The organism is bacterium, assembly GCA_020444065.1.
GTDB lineage: Bacteria > Sumerlaeota > Sumerlaeia > SLMS01 > JAHLLQ01 > JAHLLQ01.
In genome coordinates this window covers 655,556-670,772 of record JAHLLQ010000001.1, presented here as the reverse complement: position 1 = coordinate 670,772, position 15,217 = coordinate 655,556, and the positions used below count along the sequence as shown (strand labels likewise).

Below are 15,217 nucleotides of genomic sequence, written 5' to 3'. Positions count from 1 at the left end.
TCAATAGCCTCCGACGCCTGATGGGAGTTCGTTTTCCTCCAGAGCCTTTAGAACGCCGCGGGTGCCGTCTTTCAACTCAACCTGCTGCATTGTGCGGAAGGCGAGACCGTAGAAGTCCTCTCGATTCCGCAGGCGATCAAGCGTCGTACGATGGTATGTCTTGTAACAAAGCTGCTCGGCCGTCCACTGGGCGAAGCCCTCGACAATCACCGGATCCCGTGACATGGGATGCTGCTGATAATGCCAGGCGTGGGCCAACTCGTGGGCGACTGTTTCCCACGCCATGTCTTCGGGCATTGTGTCGAGGATCAGAATCTCCTGCACGCCATCTCGCACACGGAAGAGGCCCATCTCACGGACGATGGGGACCTTCCCTTCTTCATCCTCGGGCAGATAGATCTCTCCTTCAACCATTGCGCCGCGCAACTCGGAGGCGGCGACGGCTCGGATCGGTGGGGGATGCACCGGACGGCCGAAGAGCTTCCGAAATTCCGGGACGAGCTCATCCCGGATCTCTTCCAGCTTCTCCGTTCCCGTCACGCTGGTCTTATAGCACTCGCGGCAGACGTGTCGCCCATCGAAGAGCGACGCCGCCGGTTCATCCATTGGCCGACCGCAGGTGCTGCAGTGCAGTTTGTGCTCGAAGCAGTCGGCGCACCATTGCCCATCCAGGAATGGGATCTCGTAGTATGATCCGTTGATTGGGTTCTTGCAGAGATTGCAGATCTTTGCCTTTGCAAGGCAATCGGTACACCAGATCTGTCCATTCGGCGATCGGCGCAGATCCGTCGCCTTGTATGGAACTCCGCAAACCGAGCACTTCAACAAGGCCTGCTCGCAGCGCTCGCACACACGAATCTCACTCTTTCCTGCGGGACGGTAGGTGACGTACTTGCCCGTGATAAGATGCCCGCACCGGTCGCAGGACATCGCCGTGCGTCGGCAATTATCACAAAGGGCGGGTTTGCCCCCACCGGCGCGATTGTTCGTTGGAATGCCGCAGAGTGCGCACTTGGGCTTCGTGTCGGCGCAGTGCTGGCAGACGCTCAATTTCTTTCCGTCCGCCGTCTTGTACTCCATGTACTGGCCGCTGATAATCTGGCCGCAGAGACTGCAGTGGATTTCGTCGGCCATCGCGTGCGGTGCGTTCGCAGCGAGCAGCAACAAGCAGATCGTGATGGGGAGAATCGCAATTTGCTTCACCAGTGTTCCTCCAGGCAAAGGGACTGTACGATGCGGGATGGGGTTTGACGAGGGGGAAATCAGCGGCGAGCAGGGAGAGATTTGCCGCTTGCCGTGGCGGGGTTTTTGCTCCAGGATGGGGTACGATTGACCCGGATTCTCCCCAGGCGGCGAGAATCGACGAGATGGAGCATTGGATGCAGCCGACTTGGAAGGAATTTGAAGGCCAGGAAGTGACCCATAGCATGGCTCACTACCTGATGGCGATTCAGGACCTCCTGAAGCGTCAGGGCTATGCCCGCGTCACCGACGTGGCCCGGGAACTCGACATCACGCCGGGCTCGGCTTCGGTTAGCCTCAAAGCCCTCAAGGGCAAGGGGTACGTCTCCGAGGACCACAATCGGTTCTTGGGGCTGACGGACGAGGGTCTGCGCGTGGCGCACGATGTCCATGTTGCGAACCGTTCCTTCGTGCATTTCTTCACGGATGTGCTGGGGGTTTCTGAAGAGCAGGCAAGCATCGATTCATGCAAGATCGAGCATCTCGTCAGCAGTGAGACGCGCGAGCGCTTGCTGACCTTTCTGCAGTACGCCCGCAGCGATCGCAAGATCTCCCGCGAGTTTCTAAAGCAGTTTGCCGACTACCACTTCTGCTGTCCCGGTCCGGAGCAGTGCGAGCTTTGCGAGACCGATACGTGCGATCTCCAGTGTGCCGGTGATGGAAACAGGTCCGGCGAAGAATGACATTCTGCAAAGATCGTTCTTAAAGAAATCGCGGCCCGTCGAGGCCGCGATTTCTGTTTTCTGGGGCGTTGGAACCTCGATCAACTGACGCCGACCTGGCTCTTCCGGCTCTCGTAAGCTTGCAGTAGATCATTCCGGAACAGATAGCCCAGCAGTCGGCGATCCTGAAAAACCGGCACCGACGTAATATTGGTCCCAGCCAGCAATTGCAGTGCATCCAGGGCGCCCAGCCCGGGAGGGACGGAGGCTTCGCGGCGGAATGGCCGAGCCACTTCTCCGGCGCGGACCCAATCCCACTGGCGCTCCGGCACGGCATCGACCTGGGCCCGTGTAATCAGACCAAGCAGACGCTGGTCCTCTACCACCGGGAATTGGTCGCCGGGCAGCGCTCCGAAGTAGTACTTAATCACGTCTGAGATTAGCGTATCGGCCGGCACGACAGCGTGAATCGGCCGCATCAGGTCGCGCACCGTCAGATCGCCGAGCACCGCTGACACCTCGGCATGCCGCTGCTGCGCCTTCGCCAGGCCCATCATGAACCAGCCGATCAGGGCCGTGAACGGGCCTGCGGACGACACGACCGGAACATTGGCTCCGGCGAGCATCGTCAAGGTTCCCGCGATACCCCAAAACAGGAGAAACCCTCCAAACGCGCGGCCGATACCGCCGGCAATCCGCGACGCCAGCAGATAGCTGCCCGACACTCCCCAGATGGCGGCACGGAGCATCATACCTCCGTCCAGCGGAAATCCCGGGATGAGGTTGAAGAACGTCAGGATCAGGTTGATGGAGCCTAGATAGGCCAGGATGTTGAGCATTCCGGGGGATATGCTTGTGTTGCGCAGAAGATACCACGCGACGCCAAAGGCGACACCTGTTATGAAGGACACGGCCGGACCGGCGAGCGCGATGCAGAACTCGGCGGTCGGACGCTTCGGCCCGCGTTCCATTTGGGCCGCGCCGCCAAACATGAAAAGCGTGATCGCGTGGGTCTTGATGCCGAACGCGCGGGCGGTGAATGCATGCCCGAACTCGTGGGCCAGAAGGCTGAGGAAGAACAGAACCACGCCCAGGATCGCAAAGACCCAGGCCTGTGTCCCCGTAACGGTTGGGACTTCGCCCAGCCAGTTGGCCGCGAAGAAGATCAGGATGAAGAAGATGAAGAACCAGGAGACGTCTAATTGGACGTCGACTCCGAAGAATCGCCCCAGCCGAATACCTCGTCTTCCGAGCAGACCGAGCACGTTTGTCGAAGCCTCCGTTGTGTCTTCCTGACCCGTCCGTGTTGCGGGCGGGCGCCGGTGGCGCGGCATTGGAGTTGCACCAGCCCTCGCTGGGGCACTCAACTGTCTTCCGCACCTTGCAGCTAAATACTGGTGCAATTTCCGAGCCGAGGCAGCAGGAAAACGAACCATGCCGATTATTCCATTCGAGGGCCGAGTGCCCAAGATCCACCCAAATGCCTTTGTCGCCCCCACGGCCGTAATCATCGGAGAGGTCGAAATCGAGGAAGATGCCTCCGTGTGGTACGGTTGCGTCCTGCGCGGCGACCTCGAGCCCATCTATGTCGGGAAGCGCTCGAACATCCAAGATAACAGCGTTCTGCACACCGGCGAAGGCGAGCCCTGTATCATCAAAGAAGACATCACCGTTGGACATCTGGCGATGATCCATGCTTGCGAAATCGAGCCCGGATGTCTGATCGGAATGAGTGCCACGATTCTGAATCGCTCCGTCATTGGGAAGGAGTGCATCGTTGGCGCAGGCGCCGTGATCGCGGAAGACAAGAGGATCCCGGCGCGCAGCCTGGTTCTTGGCGTTCCGGGGCGCGTTGTTCGGGAACTCACCGAGGAAGATGTGAAGGGTTCCTACTACAACACCGGGAAGTACGTGAATAACGGGAAGCGGCACCTCGCCATGATGCAGGAGTGGACAGCAGGAACGGGCTGGAAATTCTAGCCCTTCGGGCAAAGGCAATCCATGCACTATCGTAGCGCTCAAGTTCTGATTCTCGCGGCCCTGTGGGTCCTCCTGGGGCTCCTCGTCATCCCGACGTGGGGGCTGACCTATTGGGACTTCGGGGATGGGAATTACCTGTACGTTGGGCAGCGCATCAACGATGGGCTGGTCCCCTATCGCGACATCCTCGCGCCGCAGCCGCCGATGCATCTTCTTATGAGCGCCATCTCACAGCGCGTCGGATCCTGGTTCGGCAGTGCGATGACCGGCGCGCGTGTCTACCAGATGCTCCTTCGCATTGCGGCGTCGCTGATGGTTTACCTCGCAGCATTGAGACTCTTTCGTTGCGGATTCCGAGCGGTTCTCGCCGCAGCGCTGTACCTTGCGCTGCCGATTGGATTCTGGTGGAGTTTTGCCCTCCAATCGGAGAACCTCGAGGTTCCGCTCCTGCTACTCGCATTCTGGGGAATCCTCGGATTGAACAAGCGCGATGCGATCATTGCGGGTGTCGCTTCGGCGTTAGCGATGCACACCAACATGACCGCCGTGCCGTACTTCGTTGTGAACGCGATCTTCCTGGGATTCCGGAGACGGGAATTGCTCCCGTGGTACGCGGGGATCGGCCTGGGGATCTGGGGCATCGGTGCACTGGGCGCAGCGCTTTGGGCAGGGGAGCCCTACTGGACGAATGTTGTCTTCAACCAGGTGGGCAGCTTCCCGCGCGAGGAAATCCTCGGCTATCCGTTCGCCGTCTATGCGAAGAACAAGGTGATCAGCCAAAGCGCGAGCGTTTTGCATCTGGAGGGCTTCTACATTCTTGTGGCGGGCGCGGCGCTGGCAATCGGGACGCGCGACGCGATGGCACGAAGGAAGGAAGACGCCAAAGGCGACGCATGGTTGCGCTGGGAATACGCCGCGTGGTCGGCCATCGGGATGTGCCTTTCCATCGGTTTCGTCATGAAGGGCGGAACGATGGACTACATCTTCGTAATCGGCGAGCCGGCCATCGCGATCTTCGCGGCGGACGGCATTGTACGTTTCATGCGCTGGACATTGCCGAAGCGCGAAGAGTTGAAGGAACTCAGCCTGCGGAACACGCTGCCTTTCCTTCGGCTTCTTTTTCCCGTGCTCGTTCTAGTCGGCCTTGTTTGTCTGAACCCCGGCGTGCGGAATGTTCGTCTGACCCTGAATGAACAACAGGCGGAATTGCCCGAACCGCAAGTGCGCATGCTCAAGAGCTTGATCGAGACGTACACCCAGCCCGGGGATCCGATTCTTGCTCCGCCGTTCTATGCCTATATCACGGGGCGGACCGTGGCCGCGGAGCTTGCGGAGAATTATCTGTGGCAAATCAAGTGGGTGAATGAAACGCACGATGGAATCGAGGGCGAAGGCGTCTTGAAGATGAATGAACTCGGCGCGATGCTGCGCCGCCAGGAAGTGCCGCTCGTTCTTCTGGACATGGAACAGACCGGCCAAATCCCCGTTGTGCGCAACGCCATTGAGACGCATTATCAGCCCATTGAGCCGCAGCCCTTCCCCACGAGGAACACGAGCCTCGGTCTTTACATTCCCAAAGGGCAGCCCATCCTGCACGATCCGATTCTCGAACCGAGGTGAACGCCATGCCGCTGAGTCAGTTTTCTTTGGAAGGCAAGACGGCGTTGGTAACGGGCGCCAGTCGAGGTATCGGCCAAGCGATCGCAATCGCCTTCGCCGAAGCCGGCGCCGACGTCGCGCTCCTCGCGCGCAACAAAGAGGACTTGCTCGAAACGGCCGCACAAATCGCGGACAAAGGGCGTTCGTTCGTTGTTGTACCGACCGACGTCAGTAGCTCCGACGACGTCACGCGAGCCTTTGAAACCGTCGCGAACGAGTGGGAGAAAGTCGATATTCTCGTGAACAATGCGGGGACGAATATCCGCCGCCCCGCGATGGAAACCAGCGACGAGGACTGGCACGCGGTTCTGCGTACAAATCTCGATTCCGTCTTCTACTGCTCGAGAGCCGCTGCGCGGATCATGTCGCGCAATGATGGGGGACATATCGTCAACATCGGTTCCGTTGCCGGTCTTGTTTCGCTCAAGACAGGCGTGGCCTATGCAGCCTCGAAGGGGGCGATCGGCCAGATGACGCGCACGCTTGCGCTCGAGTGGGCACCCTACGGGATCAATGTCAACTGCATCGCGCCGTGGTACTTCCGCACGCCATTGACCGAGAAGCTTCTCAAGGATGAAAAGTACATGTCCGCAATTCTGCGGGCGACTCCGATGAAGCGCGTCGGCGAGCTGCGCGATCTGGTTGGACTCGCGATCTTCCTCGCATCGGACGCATCGGCCTACATCACCGGACAGACGATCGCCGTCGATGGTGGAATGTCCACGATGGGTTTTGATCCGACGTCTTGATCCATCGCGCTACGATTGCAGGTTCTTTACTAGTGCTTCGCCGATGCGATTCCCGTTCGCCATCAGTGTGAATGTCAGGCCCTTTGCAGGCAGGTGAGGGAACGTGGCGCCGTCGGCGAGCGTGACCAGCGGCGCGGCGCGAAGCGTGCCGTCGGGCGTTGTCGTCAGGTCGTCCCCTTCAACCGACATGGGGAACGTTCCGCCGTAATGGATGCTCGAACCAAACCCTGGGTCGATGCGCTTCAGTGGCAAGCAACCGACGCGCCGCAGGCAAGGCATCAGGCGTTTCTCCCGGGCAATGCGCATCGCTTCCTGATCGGGGTCAGTCGGCCCGCGCAGCTCCAACTCGTCTCCGTCCTCCTTTTTGAGGAGGCGAGCGAACTGGCCAGAACGTGGGCAATCCTCGTGAAAGACTCCGACGATCACGAAATACTCCTGCAGCAATCGCATCAGGCGGATGGATTCTCGAACGGGTAGGGGAGACTCTTTGACCAGTTTGAAGAGCAGCAGCGAGCGATACGAATAGAGCTGCGGCTGCAATGGCTTGCCATTCTCACCGCTCGGATCGAACACCATCAGCAATTGCGTGAGGCTGTGGCGCCTGTCGATTGATGGGCGCCCAAGACGCGCAACGTTCAGGCATGGGAAATACGTGTATGGGTTGCACACAAACGGTACGCATTCATCGTAGCGATTCAGAGATCGGAGAACGATGCGTGCCGTTCCGATCGCTCCTGCGCCAATGACCAGGCGACGGGCAGTGAAACTCTCGCGCGCGCCGGTGCGCGTGTTTGTGCAAGCCACTTCGACATGACTCCGTCCCTCATTTTCCTGGAAGCGCTCGACCAGGCAGCCGTCGCGGTACGTGAAATTCTCGAAGCGCTGGAGTTCCTCGACTGTGTACTTCGGCCGATAGACTGAGCGGTCTGCGTCGCTCCAGAATTCCATGTCATTGTACGCGACCGGACCGCGTCCTCGGAATTTGTGAGTCGCAAGAGCAAGCCGCGGGATTCCCATGTAGAAGCCGCGACGATTCAACTCGGCTCGATGTGCTCTGTAGCGTTTGAAGATCGAGCGCGCATTGGAATCGGGCTTCGCAGGCGAAAGCATTCCCTTTACGGGACCGAGGAACTCCGCCAGATCATCGTGATTGGTTCCGCAGACGCCGATGCGCGCGGCTACTTTTTCGTAGTGCGGCTGCAGGTCCGTTCGTCCGATTGGCCAGTTTTCGATATCTCGATCATTGAAGGGCACCGTCGAGGCCCCCCAACCTGCGCCGAGCCCCCCGAGTGCGAGGCTTTGCATGACGTGCAGATCGGTTGCCAGCGGAGTCAGTCGTTCGACATCGCGCGTGATGAACTGTCGCGGAGGCGTAAGTTGCGCACCCACGCGCACCGGACCAAACGGCACGCCTTCGAATCGTTCGCCCAGCAAGTAGCGATGCTGCTCCTCGTCTGATTTGCGCAATGTCAGGAAGTCCTTGGCTGGCACGCGCTCTTTGTCGGTGCTGCCGACGTCCAGCATCGCGACACGCAATCCTGCTTCCACGATCGGCCACGCCGCGTGGACAGCGCTGGCGCCAGAGCCTACCACGATGACATCGAAGTCGCTCATGGCGTTTCCCTCGCGACGAGAGGCAGCAATACAAGGCCGATCATCGTCTTCAAGACAGCCCGGCATCCGTTCCATCCGAGACCGATTATCATCACAGGCAGCGAACGATGGCGCGGCAGGAAGAGGTCGGAATTTTCCACGGATGCTTCAAGGATCGCAGTCAACAATATCAGCTTTCGCCGCAACGGATCGTCCTTGCGTCGCAGCGCGCACGCGGCATCCAGAAGGGGCAAGAGGGCCGGATGACGTTCGACGGCGCGCAAGGCTGCGCTGTCCGATTCACCTTGCGAGCGCACACGCTTCCATCCCTCGACATAGCGTGCTGCAATCGCATCACTGGGCCGACGCCCGATCAGGTAGCGAGCGAACAGGTCGCACTCCTGGCGCAAGCTCGTGGATTGGTCGGGGCCGCGAGGGCACACGGTGTTACTCGGCCGAGCCCTTTTCCGCGGCAACGGCGGCCTCGGGCCGGGGCTGGAGGGGATTGTCTTTCGTGCTGGTTTCCGTCGAAAACTCATCCTTCACACGATCGATGAAGTCCGGCATCACATCCAGTTCCTTCGCCTTCTGCAGATCGTCCGTGAGCTCACCCTTGAAGGCCGGATCGTACAGATGGCAGGCGACGCGCGTACCGTCCGCCAGGGGAAGCAATTTCGGAACGACCTGATCGCATGGGCCGAACCGCGCGGGACAGCGCGGGTGGAAGTGACATCCAGGAGGCGGATCGACGGGAGATGGAACATCGCCCGGCAGGATAACTCGTTGGCGGCGCTGGTCTTTTTCGATCACGGGCACGGCGCTCAGCAGTGCTTTTGTGTAAGGATGCCGCGGCGCGTTAAAGATCGTCAGCTTCTCGCCCTTCTCCACGATCCGGCCCAAGTACATGACGGCGACACGATGGCAAAGGTGGCCAACGACGGACAGATCGTGGCTGATGAACAGGAAGGCGAGACCGAATTCGCGCTGCAACTCCTCGAGCAGGTTGATGACCTGCGCCTGGATCGAGACGTCGAGTGCCGAAACCGGTTCATCTGCGATGATGATCTCGGGCTCGACGGCGAGTGCACGAGCAACGCCGATGCGCTGGCGTTGGCCGCCGGAGAATTCGTGCGGGAAACGCTTCGCGCTCTCCGTTGGCAGTCCGACAAAATCAAGTAACTGGCGAACGCGCTTTTCACGCTGAGGGCCTTTCGGAACCAGTTTGTGAATCGCCAAGGCTTCGGCGATCATCGTTCCGACGGTCATGCGCGGGTTGAGCGAAGAAAACGGATCCTGGAAGATCATCTGGATCTTCCGGCGGTAGGGGAGCATCTCGCGCGGCGAGAGCTCGCACAGGTTCTTCGAGTTGCCGATGCGGACGTCGCCTTCGGTGGCCGGGATCAGGTTCATGACCAATCGGCCTGCAGTTGTCTTGCCGCAGCCGGACTCGCCCACAAGACCCAGCGTCTCGCCCTTGCACAGGTGAAGCGACACACCGTCCACGGCCTTCACGTGAGCAACCACGCGCGAGAGCAGCCCCTTGCGAATGGGGAACCACTTCTTCAGGTCGCGAACTTCGAGAACAACGTCTTGGGTTCTTGCGTCGTCGGTCATGGAGGACTGTTCCTGTGCTTTTCCCAGCGGCTACGAACAAGGAGTTGACCCGATGCCCCCCAAGCGATGCAACCGCCAAATGAGCCCAGCGGACGATCCGCGGCAGCCAGTGGGCACTTCGCTGAAAGTTTAGCTTTTCCAACGGCCTGCGTCTGGATTAGGGTCTCAGCGACGAGGCAAACTCCGGCAATACTCCGCATCCCAGGAGCTGAACCATGGCCGATGTACGGCAGGAGGACATGGGTCTCCCGAAGGAACTGCCCGATGATCCGGGCATGTCCTACGATCCGGTGCGTTCCGTGGCCAGGCGTGACCCGATGGCACTCCATCGGGAAGTCACGATCATGTACAAGACCGGGATCCTGAGCCAGTGGCGCGTCGACGAGCCCGCGAGTCGCGATCTGGCCGAGCAGGAAACCGGTCCGCCGCCATCGGATGAATTCGGCCTTCCGATGCCGATTGCATTCACCCTCCAGCGTATCGTCGGGACCGGCGGTTTCGGCGAAGTCTGGGAGGCCACGCAGCAGTCCCTTGGCCGCACGATTGCCGTCAAACGCCTGAAAGACAGTATCTATCAGCGAGCCGCCGATACATGGCAGTCGCGCCAACTCGAGGTCCTCTTCCGCCAGGAGGCCCTGACGGCGGCCAGCCTCGAACATCCCAACATCGTTCCGGTGCACGACCTCGGGCTCGATGAATCGGGCCGACCGCTCCTCGCCATGAAGATGGTGAAGGGCAAGCCGTGGCACCAGATGATCCGCGAAGATTTCGAGCTCTCGACGGGCGAGTTCCTCGGCCGCCACCTTCAGATTCTGATCGATGTGGCCCAGGCCGTCGCCTTCGCTCACTCCCGCGGCGTCGTTCACCGCGACCTCAAGCCATCTCAGGTAATGGTCGGGGAATTCGGCGAAGTGCTGCTCATGGATTGGGGACTGGCACTCGTCTACGATAAGGACAAGGCTCGCCAGGGGGATACGAATCTCCTGACGACGGGGCTGGCGCCGACCAAGGAGAACGCCCAGAATCCGGCCGGCACTCCTTGCTACATGGCGCCGGAGCAGACCGAAGAGACGATGGATCGCATCGGTCCTTGGACAGATGTCTTCTTGCTTGGCGGCATTCTCTATTTCCTCCTGACGCGAAGCGTTCCCTATCCAGGTGGAAAGACATTCGAGACGTACAAGCAGGCCATGGTTGGCGACGTTGAGCCGCCCCGGTATCGTGCCCCCGGACGCTGGATTCCAGCCGAACTGAACGCCGTTTGCACAAAGGCAATGGCCCCCGAGCCGGAGGATCGTTACCAGAGCGCCACCGAGTTCATGGAGGGTATTCAGGATTACCTGTCCGGCGCCGGCAAGCGCCGCGAATCCATGGCATTGACCTCCGAGGTCGCCGGCCATGCCAAGGGCGACGGAACCTCCGGCTACCAGGTACTGACCGGCTGCATGGAGAAACTGGAACGTGCGGCCGGACTTTGGCCCGAGAATCCGGACATTCCGCCGCTGCGGCGCTGGGTGCTGACGGAACTAGCACAAACCGCCGCCGCGAATAACGATCTGGCGCTGGCCAGGGCGATGATCGAACGCCTTGAGGAAGGCCTGCGCCGGGAGACGTTGCTCGAACAAGTCGCAAAGCGCGAACAGTCTATCCGTGATGTCCGCCGTCAGCGCTGGATCTTCCTGGGGTTGACGATCGTGCTTCTGGCGGCCGTGTACGGCCTCGTTTTCGGCTTCTTTATGCTCACGCGCGAAACGCATCAGGCAACCGAACGCGGCGAGGATCTGATGAACTACATCTTCGCCCGGGCCAATGGCTTGCCGCCCGAGCAAATCACCCCCGAGGAACTGAACAACGCATTGAGCCAGGTGATGGCCTTCTACGACAAAGGATCCATTGCGAACCTGCACGAATCGACGCTCCAACAACGTGGCCGCGATCTCGACGCATTGGCCGATCGCCTGATCGATGCCGGGCAGTTGCCTTCGGCGCTGATGGCGCAACAGGTGCGTTTGAATTTCCTGGAGGCGCTGGATGCTCCAGTCACGATGTCGCAGTGTCTCGTGGAAATCGCGCGGCTGCAGATGCTGCTCGGTTTGACGGACCAGGGGCGCATGACATTCCGCCAGGGCATGAATCTCAGCGCCAGCCAGGGGACCGAGGCGCAACGCACAATTCGCGAAGCCTATCTGCGCGAGGATTTCGCCGATTCGCTCAATCAATCCGGGCTCTATCAGGAGGGAATCGACGTCATTACGCCAGCTTATGATTTCTGGCGGCAACGCGTCGACAAGGACGATACCGACGAGAATCGCATCTCACTTGCCGAAATCATGGTCAAGAAGGCGCGAATGCACAACGCTCTGGGGCAGACGAAGAGCGCTAAGACGGTCTATTCCGGTGCATATCGGATCCTTTCCCCGATGAAAGTCCGGATGTCGCGTCCGGCGAGTTTCGAGCGTTACTTCGTTGAGGCCTGCGTGGGCTCCAGCCGGAATTCAGAGGCCGCCAAGTTCGTGGACGACGCAGTCCGCTCTGTCGAGCCGGACGATCCGCTGATCGCGATTCTTCGAGCGCAACACTTGCTTCCGCCGAGTTGGGGACGGTAGGCAGTCGGCGACGGCGCAAATCGGCCGTCACGACGATTGCGTATACGGGCAGGTGACAAGGCGGATCGCGCGGATGATCGACTTCATCAAGAAACTCAAAGCTCGCAGCGCACGTGTGCGCCGCCATGCGGCGGCCATGTTCCGTTATCCAACCATCGGGCGGTTCTGGAATCTGGCTGTCGTGGAAACGGAACGCATGCTTGGCCGCGAAGTCGTCCGCGGCCGCCCGTACATTCTGCTGATCGATCCGCTCAACACCTGCAATCTGCGGTGCCCGTTCTGCGCGACCGGCCAAGGCAACCTGCCGCTGAAGCCGGGAAAGATGAAGCTCGATTCCTTCAAGAGTCTGATCGACGAAATCGCCCCGCACACCTTCAAGATCGACCTCTACAACTGGGGCGAGCCTTTCCTGCACAAAGACATCCTTCCGATGGTGGCACACGCGCACAAGCGGCGCATCTCCACCGCGATCAGTTCCAATCTGAACGTCTTGCCCCAGGGCGGGGGAGAGGCCGTGGTTCGCAGCGGGCTCGATGATCTGGTTGTTTCCTGCGATGGCCTGACTCAGGAGACGTACGAGCAATACCGCGTGCAGGGGAAGCTCGAAAACGTCGTGCGCAACTTGAAGGAAATCACTGATGCGCGCCGCCGGCTCGGTCGAAAGAATCCACACATTGAGTTTCAGTTCCTCGTCTTCAAGCACAACGAACACGAAGTGCCCCGCGTGCATGCCTTTGCGAAGGGACTCGGCGCCGACATCGTGCGCATTCAGAAGCCCTTCGTGAACATCGAATCCGAATCGATCCGCCCCGCTGACAATCCGGACTTCGTGCGCAGCGAGTACTTGGATGAAGAAAAAGATCAGTCCGATCGGCTCGACATCTTCAGTCCCAAGGCAGATCAGGAAGCCTGCGCGGCGGCCAATCCTCCTCCGATCAAGTGCTTCTGGCCATGGCGTTCTACGGTCATCAATTGGGGCGGTCAGGTCGATCCATGCTGCGGCAAGAATTACCTGGATAGCTTCGGAAATGTCTTCGAAAAGCCCTTCGCCGAAATCTGGAACGGCCCCGAGTATCGCTACGCCCGACGCTGGATCACTGGCAAAGCCGGGGAAGACGAAGAGCAAGCTGTGGTTTGTCGTGGATGCGGCGGGTACGGGTAAGGGGTGGAAGCGGCGAGTGACCCCGGGCCATTCGGAGGGGAAGAGTCCGGGGTCAGGTCATAGGGTTGTCACGGCGGGTTACTTACCCTGACCGCTCTTGTTCTTTGTCGGATCATTGAGCTTATAGCCTTGACCCGGTTTCGACGTTGGCGGCAGGACTTTGCCCTTGGGAACGGTGACTTCTTTGCCAGTATCACCGCCTCGGGGACCCACGACTCCGTATTGCCCGGATCGCGGGGCTTCCTGCCCTGGCTTGAGTTTTTCTTGCTTGGCCATTTTTCGTTTCACCTCCTTCCTTTGTGGGATGGCAATCGATGTGCAACTCCTTCTTCCGTTAAGGAGTCGGAACACACAGTCGAGCAAGAAAATAGCCAGTTCGTCAAAGCTGTAATTGACGAACTGGCTCTCTTGTATCAGATGACATTTTGCACGTGAAATCACACTTGAAATGTAGGCGAGATGCCCCTCTTGCGTATCTCCGATTCGGGCTGTTCTTCTTCTTGAATTGGGGACAAGTCCCGTTCATTCACGGATGGGCGGTTCCTGGCGTTTCAAAAGGAAACACCGGGATCCGTATTGCGGCCCTGGTGTTTCGTCTTGCCTGTGTGTGAACCTTACCGCGACTTGGCGATTTCCACGGCCATCTTTGCGCCTTCGGCCATATTCGGGGCCATCTTGAGGGGTGACCCTTCAAGCATCTGGCGCGCCTTTTCTTCGTTTGTACCGCTGAGGCGAATGACGATCGGGTAGTCGAAGTCCGGCAACTGCTCGAGCGCGAGCAGAATGCCCTTCGCGACGTTATCGCAGCGCACGATTCCGCCGAACACGTTGAAGAAGATCGTGTTCACGTGCGGGTCGGACGTGATCAGCTTCAGCGCGTCGGCCACCTGCTCGGCCTTGGCGCCGCCGCCGATGTCCAGGAAGTTCGCCGGCGATCCGCCGAAGTGCTTCACGACGTCCATCGTACACATGGCCAGCCCCGCGCCGTTTACGATACAGCCGATCTGCCCGTCGAGCTTCACGTAGTTCAACTTCTTCGCGCGCGCCTCGACTTCCAGTGGCTCTTCCTCGCCGTCGTCGCGCAACTCATCGAGTTCCTTGTGCCATGGCAATGCGTTGTCGTCGAAGTTCATCTTGGCGTCGCAGGCGATGACCTGGCCCGAGCCGGTGATGACGAGCGGGTTGATCTCGGCCAGCGAGCAGTCCTTCTGGAAGAATGCCTTCACGAGGCCCTTCACGATCGCGCCGAAGGACTTGCGCGCGGCTTCCGGAATATCCAGGAACTCCCAAAGGCGAACGATGTGGTGGCTGCGCAGGCCGGTGAAGGGGGGGACGCCCAGCTTCAGGATCTTCTCCGGTGTCTCCTTGGCGACTTCTTCGATCTCCACGCCGCCTTCGGCGGACGCCATGATGACCGGCCGCTTTGTGCCTCGATCCATGATGATGCCCAGATAAATCTCGCGCTTGATGTCGATGCCCGGCTCGATCAGGACCTTGCGGACGACGATTCCCTTGATGTTCAGCCCAAGGATCTTGGACGCGGCGTCTTTCAACTCGTCCATAGACTTGGCCAGCTTCACGCCGCCGGCCTTACCACGGCCGCCCACATGGACCTGGGCCTTCACCACCACCGGCCATGCGCCGATATTCTCGGCCGCGGCCACCGCTTCCTCAACGGTCGTGGCGACTTCGCCCAAAGGGGTGGCCACGCCAAACTCGGCAAGGATTCTCTTTGCTTGATATTCGTGAATTTTCATGATCTTCCACCGGCTCTTCGCGTTTAGGGACTAGGTCGTGCATTAATACCGATGGCTACCGGGCAAGCCTCACGGTGTCAACCTGTCATAACAGTCGGTTTGGCGCCGAAAGGTCTCCTGCAAACATCCGCGGACCAATCTCGTGCGCGTGCTCAGCGAAGCGGTGCTCGTCATCGCAATCGAGACTTGCGTG

The 15,217-nt window shown here is 59.9% G+C and carries 13 protein-coding genes; 6 read left to right on the top strand and 7 right to left on the bottom strand.

Going from position 1 to position 15,217, the window contains the following annotated elements; all coding sequences use genetic code 11:
* Positions 1–1,203 carry a hypothetical protein gene (locus KQI84_02465; protein ID MCB2153724.1) on the bottom strand — a complete coding sequence of 401 codons (1,203 nt, stop codon included), beginning with the start codon at positions 1,201–1,203 and terminating at the stop codon, positions 1–3.
* Positions 1,204–1,379: 176 nt separating this feature from the next.
* Between KQI84_02465 and KQI84_02460 the strand changes: the two genes are divergently transcribed.
* Entirely contained in the window at positions 1,380–1,925 is a 546-nt protein-coding gene (locus KQI84_02460) for a metal-dependent transcriptional regulator (GenBank protein MCB2153723.1), read from the top strand.
* Positions 1,926–2,005: 80 nt separating this feature from the next.
* On the opposite strand, the gene KQI84_02455 is transcribed toward KQI84_02460, so the two are convergent.
* On the bottom strand, positions 2,006–3,238 hold the full coding sequence (locus KQI84_02455) for a site-2 protease family protein (GenBank protein MCB2153722.1): 1,233 nt from the start codon (positions 3,236–3,238) through the stop codon (positions 2,006–2,008).
* 100 nt (positions 3,239–3,338) lie between these two features.
* On the opposite strand from KQI84_02455, the gene KQI84_02450 reads away from it, so the two are divergent.
* The 3 genes from KQI84_02450 to KQI84_02440 are packed head-to-tail and all read left to right on the top strand — an operon-like array spanning position 3,339 to position 6,292.
* The gene (locus KQI84_02450; GenBank protein MCB2153721.1) at positions 3,339–3,884 is read left to right on the top strand and encodes a gamma carbonic anhydrase family protein; all 546 of its coding nucleotides are present in this window, start codon (positions 3,339–3,341) and stop codon (positions 3,882–3,884) included.
* Positions 3,885–3,905: 21 nt separating this feature from the next.
* Positions 3,906–5,504 (top strand): glycosyltransferase family 39 protein, encoded by a 1,599-nt coding sequence (locus tag KQI84_02445; protein MCB2153720.1) that lies wholly within the window; start codon positions 3,906–3,908, stop codon positions 5,502–5,504.
* Positions 5,505–5,509: 5 nt separating this feature from the next.
* Positions 5,510–6,292, top strand: coding sequence for a 3-oxoacyl-ACP reductase FabG (locus KQI84_02440; GenBank protein MCB2153719.1), 783 nt, complete (start codon positions 5,510–5,512; stop codon positions 6,290–6,292).
* Positions 6,293–6,301: 9 nt separating this feature from the next.
* Here KQI84_02440 and KQI84_02435 read toward each other — a convergent pair whose 3' ends face one another.
* The 3 genes from KQI84_02435 to KQI84_02425 are packed head-to-tail and all read right to left on the bottom strand — an operon-like array spanning position 6,302 to position 9,499.
* A complete protein-coding gene (locus KQI84_02435) occupies positions 6,302–7,906 on the bottom strand; it encodes a hypothetical protein (protein MCB2153718.1) in 1,605 nt (534 codons plus the stop codon).
* Complete coding sequence (locus tag KQI84_02430; GenBank protein ID MCB2153717.1) at positions 7,903–8,328, bottom strand: hypothetical protein; 426 nt, start codon at positions 8,326–8,328, stop codon at positions 7,903–7,905. Before KQI84_02430 ends, KQI84_02435 begins: the two co-directional genes overlap by 4 nt.
* A 4-nt stretch (positions 8,329–8,332) precedes the next feature.
* A complete protein-coding gene (locus KQI84_02425; protein MCB2153716.1) occupies positions 8,333–9,499 on the bottom strand; it encodes a dipeptide ABC transporter ATP-binding protein in 1,167 nt (388 codons plus the stop codon).
* 215 nt (positions 9,500–9,714) lie between these two features.
* On the opposite strand from KQI84_02425, the gene KQI84_02420 reads away from it, so the two are divergent.
* A complete protein-coding gene (locus tag KQI84_02420) occupies positions 9,715–12,105 on the top strand; it encodes a serine/threonine protein kinase (protein ID MCB2153715.1) in 2,391 nt (796 codons plus the stop codon).
* Between the two features lie 73 nt (positions 12,106–12,178).
* Complete coding sequence (locus KQI84_02415; protein ID MCB2153714.1) at positions 12,179–13,267, top strand: radical SAM protein; 1,089 nt, start codon at positions 12,179–12,181, stop codon at positions 13,265–13,267.
* Between the two features lie 78 nt (positions 13,268–13,345).
* Here KQI84_02415 and KQI84_02410 read toward each other — a convergent pair whose 3' ends face one another.
* Both KQI84_02410 and sucC read right to left on the bottom strand, forming a co-directional pair.
* Complete coding sequence (locus KQI84_02410; protein MCB2153713.1) at positions 13,346–13,543, bottom strand: YjzC family protein; 198 nt, start codon at positions 13,541–13,543, stop codon at positions 13,346–13,348.
* A gap of 338 nt (positions 13,544–13,881) precedes the next feature.
* Complete coding sequence (gene sucC / locus KQI84_02405) at positions 13,882–15,024, bottom strand: ADP-forming succinate--CoA ligase subunit beta (protein ID MCB2153712.1); 1,143 nt, start codon at positions 15,022–15,024, stop codon at positions 13,882–13,884.
* Between the last annotated feature and the right edge of the window lie 193 nt (positions 15,025–15,217).